The sequence below is a fragment of the Petrachloros mirabilis genome, from assembly GCF_975968855.1.
Genome location: NZ_CDLUDY010000295.1, coordinates 1 through 4,183, shown reverse-complemented (window position 1 = coordinate 4,183; position 4,183 = coordinate 1). Strand labels below are relative to the sequence as shown.

The following is a 4,183-nucleotide window of genomic DNA, read 5'->3' as shown; positions in this document are numbered from 1 at the left end:
TTCCGATCGATGACGTTATCGAGAAAACGGACCCCTAATGCGATCGTCCCGGCCAAGCGCTCATAATCGATAGTTGACTGTAGCCGGGTTGAGAGCAAGAACTTGGCAACATTGATTGATCCCAAGGTGCAGGATTCATAGGGGAGGAGAGGCTGTTCACCGCAAGGATTCGTGGCCTCGATGTCCCCCAATTTCGGCGTAGGGTTCGCGTCGTTGATTTTGTCCAAGAAAATGAGACCCGGTTCTCCCGTATCCCAGGCACCTTCGACAATTCGATCGAACACCAATTGAGCGGAGAGGCGCGTCGTTGCCTTTCCTGTTCGCGGGTTCACAAGCGCGTACCGCTGTCCCCGTTCAAGCGCGCGCATGAAACTCCCCGTCACGCCGACCGACAGGTTGAAGTTGGTCATTTCCGTCGGATCCCGCTTGAGCGACACGAAGTCCAAAATATCAGGATGGTCTATTCGAAGAATCCCCATGTTGGCGCCGCGCCTCGTTCCCCCTTGTTTGATTACATCAGTGGTGAGATTGAAAATCCTCATGAAGGAGACGGGACCTGACGCCACTCCGCTCGTCGATGCGACGAAATCGTTCTTGGGGCGAAGCCGGCTGAATGAAAAACCTGTTCCTCCTCCTGACTGGTGAATGAGCGCCTGTTGTTTGACAGCATCGAGTATGGAAGCGAGCGAATCCTCAACAGGCAGTACAAAGCAGGCCGCCAGCTGTTGCAGAGGGCGGCCTGCATTCATGATTGTGGGTGAATTGGGAAGAAACTCCAGCCGCGCCATGGAATCATAAAATCTCTGGGCGGCTTCGGGGAGACGAGTGCGGGCGGGGTACCGTTGCTCGGCTCGAGCAATATCCGTGGCGATTCGCCAGAACAGTTGCGAAGCGTTCTCGGTGACCCGTCCTTTTCGATTTTTGGCTAGGTAGCGCCTGCGCAGGACTATTTTCGCAGCCGGCGAGAGTGTGGCGATGTGAGACGCTCCCTGTGAAGTCAGGTTAACCGAAGATCGGAGTCCCATCACCCCATTATAATCTCCAACGTGCTGTTTGACGATATCCATTCAGCAGGACGGTAGACTTGAATCTCGTTCCTTGCGGGACGCAAAATGCACTCTTGGAGGAAGATAAAAGATGAAGTCGTATCGTGAGGAACTCTGGTTTGAGACGAAGGCGCGTCGTGCCTATTTAAATATCACACCGCAGATCGAACTGATCGTCAAGAAGAGCGGAGTGATAGAAGGGGTGGTTTTGGTCAATGCTATGCACATTACGGCGAGTGTCTACATCAACGATGACGAGCCGGGCTTGATTGAAGACTACGACAAATTCTTGGAGCGGATCGCTCCGCACGAGGCTGCCTATAGACACAACGAGACGGGTGAAGATAACGGGGATGCACATATCAAGCGGCAGGTGATGGGTCGTGAGGTCGTGGTGGCGATCACAGACGGGAAACTGGATTTTGGACCGTGGGAACAGATTTTCTACGGTGAATTCGACGGTCGGAGACGGAAACGGGTTTTGGTCAAGGTTATCGGAGAGTGATCGAGCCGTTCACCTCATTGTTCCGGAGGTGCGAGGCTGTTCGGTTGCCGTGAGCGCTTGCTCCTCCGGGAAAAGTTTGGCAACATGGGTGTCGGTGCGTGTCTCTCAGGTAGCAGGAGTATGCGATGCAAAGTTGGTCTCGTCCCGATCCACTCACCAGAGATCTCATCCATCTGATCAATGCGAGGCGTCACGACCACGGCGATACCGATGCAGCTATCGATACGCTTCAGGCGTTTCTCGAACAAGGTCGTGAACATGATTTGCTGACGGTGTTGGCCGCGCTCGATGAAGATATGGCCGAGTGGTTGTTCGATTTGGTGGCAGAGGCATCGTGCTCTGTTATGTTGGATGGTCCGTTGGATGAAAAACTTTCCTACGCCGTCATGGCGGCACTCGAACTCCCGCTGCAGGCCAATCTAACCCATCCGTTGAAGCTCAAAATTGATCCTGTGGCGACAGCCGATATCCTGCACCGGCATTTACGCCTCTCTTCAGGCACGGTTGTTCGTGTCGAGCCCAGACTCTTGACCGATGCGACGCTGGAAGCCTTGACCTTACAAGCGATCAACGACCATCTCAGCATGGTCGCCGATTCACAGCGTACCCGTTCAATTGCTGCACGATTGTATCCTCCGGTTGAAAACACGGCCTTTCTCTTTTTTGAGCTGATCGGGGTTCCGGATGCCAGTTTGCCGGATTCATTGGAGGATCCCCATCGCCGAGCATTGTTGGAGGGGTTGGTTGAACAATGTCCTGAACTGGCGTTGGCGCCCCACATGATCGAGGCTCCGGTCTATGCGGCCTACGCGATGTTCGATGCGCAGAATGCTGTACGACTCCATCGGTTAGCCGACGAGACTGCTGCGGTATGGCGTGATTTAGATCCACTCGTGAGGGCCAGGACGATCGTACATCTCCATACACAATGTGGAAATGGAGTCTATATGCCGGTCTGGACCGACCTGTTCGACCCTGAACTTCCGGAAGAGCATGGTCCCGTGTGGACTTCACCGGACGTGTGGGTATTTACCGCGGATTTGCCGATCGAATGGCCTGGCGAAATGCTGACGAACCGACTGCTGGCCGAAGGCTGCACGAGATTTGAAAACCACATCGTGGAAGCGCCCGAAAACTAACCATCCTGCTCCGGCCTCCTGAAGTTCCCCGTTATCTTTTCAGTCCTTTGAGGCGAGAGTGTGAAATTCGAACATTTCTCGATTTTCCCCTTTTCGTATCCTATGCTGAGTGAACGTGAATCATGAGGAGAAACATGGCTCAACGCCAGGCCGGCAGTCGCATGATGGCAGGAGTCCTTACGGCAGTGGGACTAGGAGTGGTGTGGTTGACGATTGCGGCCAGCTTGCCCACTGAACAGGAGCTTTCAGCACGGGAGCCTGTCCTCCCGCCGGAAAGAGTTTCATCGGTCGTTGCTAAGACTGCTGCTGATCCTGGGCTGGATCTCTCCATTCCAGGAGTGCCGTCAAGTCATCCCATTGAGCCTGCCATTGCCGCATCACAGAATCGATCCGGATCGGATGTCCGGTCGACCCTACACTTCGATTCTCATGCAAAACAGGTCGCCCGCCTTCGTTGCGAGGCCGAGATTGCACAGCTGTGTCCAGATTCTTTAGAAGGATCAGCCCGAATGAATTGTCTTGAACGGCGTGCAGCACAGTTGGCTGAACCCTGTCAGCAACAGCTTCACGCGCGGTTCATAAAATGGAGGGAAAACCGCAGCCGCATGTTGACGGCTTGTCAGGAGGAGGTGAAGCGCTGGTGTGTCACTGTCAAGGCGGCAGGCGGCCAGATTCTGCAATGCCTGCGGGATCACGCACAGGAGGTTTCCGACCGGTGTTATGAAACGCTTCCGAAAGGCACGGTCATGTACAAACAGTAGCGGCGCGGGTGTCCTATTCCCTTCCCTTCGTTGGTAGCATGTGAAACGTCATCGTGACGCCTGCGACTTCGATGATGTCTCCGTTCTTGATTCCCTGCTGGCCAGTCACTTCGACTCCATTCACCAAAAGCTTTTTGATTCCTTGAGAAGGGCTGATGTTATACATCCCGGCGCGACAGGTGATCAGCGCCGCTGATTTTGGTGAAAACCATCCGGTTAACCGAATCGCCGCGCCTTTCTGTGCTCCGATCAAATAAGCTGGCTTGGTCAGACAATACTCCGGGCATTCTGTCTTGCCGCTGGTGACCAGTATTTTGGCTGTTCCGGCCGGTTGAGCCCCGCCTGCTTCCCTGCCCTGCATGACCATCGTCTTTTCCATGTCACAGGCGACGAAGGCGGAGTTTGTGACTATGTCTGGTGCACTGTCTTGAAAAATAATGCGGTGTCGGCCGATGGTGATGACGTCGGCATCGTGGAGCTGGACCCGCTCGATCGACTTCCCGTTCAAGGCTGTGCCGTTCGTGCTTTTGAGGTCTTCGAGAAAGTAGACGGATTGAATCTTGACGATCTTGGCGTGATGCCCGGAAACGGTGTGGTCGTCGATCACAAGGTCGTTGTCCCCCTTCCGTCCCATAGTGAAACGATCTTGCGCGAGATTCACCACGCGGGAGCCTTGGCCATGAAGTTTGAGGATCAATTTGACGGAGTCGGCGGCGGTTTGTGTCACGATGC

General features: G+C 54.5%; 5 protein-coding genes. 3 read left to right on the top strand and 2 right to left on the bottom strand.

The features are described 5' to 3' along the window. A partial coding sequence (locus ACWVCN_RS12795; protein WP_455246198.1) for a ribonucleotide reductase N-terminal alpha domain-containing protein occupies positions 1-1,025 on the bottom strand: 1,025 nt, incomplete at its 3' end. Positions 1,026-1,137: 112 nt separating this feature from the next. Here ACWVCN_RS12795 and ACWVCN_RS12790 point away from each other — a divergent pair. The 3 genes from ACWVCN_RS12790 to ACWVCN_RS12780 all read left to right on the top strand — a co-directional run bounded on the left by ACWVCN_RS12790 (position 1,138) and on the right by ACWVCN_RS12780 (position 3,451). Next, a complete protein-coding gene (locus tag ACWVCN_RS12790) occupies positions 1,138-1,551 on the top strand; it encodes a secondary thiamine-phosphate synthase enzyme YjbQ (RefSeq protein ID WP_455246197.1) in 414 nt (137 codons plus the stop codon). Positions 1,552-1,676: 125 nt separating this feature from the next. Further along, positions 1,677-2,690, top strand: a complete 1,014-nt coding sequence (locus ACWVCN_RS12785) for a hypothetical protein (RefSeq protein WP_455246196.1) — start codon at positions 1,677-1,679, stop codon at positions 2,688-2,690. 134 nt (positions 2,691-2,824) lie between these two features. After that, on the top strand, positions 2,825-3,451 hold the full coding sequence (locus tag ACWVCN_RS12780; protein ID WP_455246195.1) for a cysteine rich repeat-containing protein: 627 nt from the start codon (positions 2,825-2,827) through the stop codon (positions 3,449-3,451). 13 nt (positions 3,452-3,464) lie between these two features. On the opposite strand, the gene ACWVCN_RS12775 is transcribed toward ACWVCN_RS12780, so the two are convergent. After that, the coding region (locus tag ACWVCN_RS12775) for an FHA domain-containing protein (RefSeq protein ID WP_455246194.1) at positions 3,465-4,183 on the bottom strand (719 nt) is incomplete at its 5' end.

Bases quoted from the DNA above. Each gene is read 5' to 3' on its own strand.
- ACWVCN_RS12790 (WP_455246197.1), top strand. From the start codon at position 1,138: ATGAAGTCGTATCGTGAGGAACTCTGGTTTGAGACGAAGGCGCGTCGT.
- ACWVCN_RS12785 (WP_455246196.1), top strand. From the start codon at position 1,677: ATGCAAAGTTGGTCTCGTCCCGATCCACTCACCAGAGATCTCATCCAT.
- ACWVCN_RS12780 (WP_455246195.1), top strand. From the start codon at position 2,825: ATGGCTCAACGCCAGGCCGGCAGTCGCATGATGGCAGGAGTCCTTACG.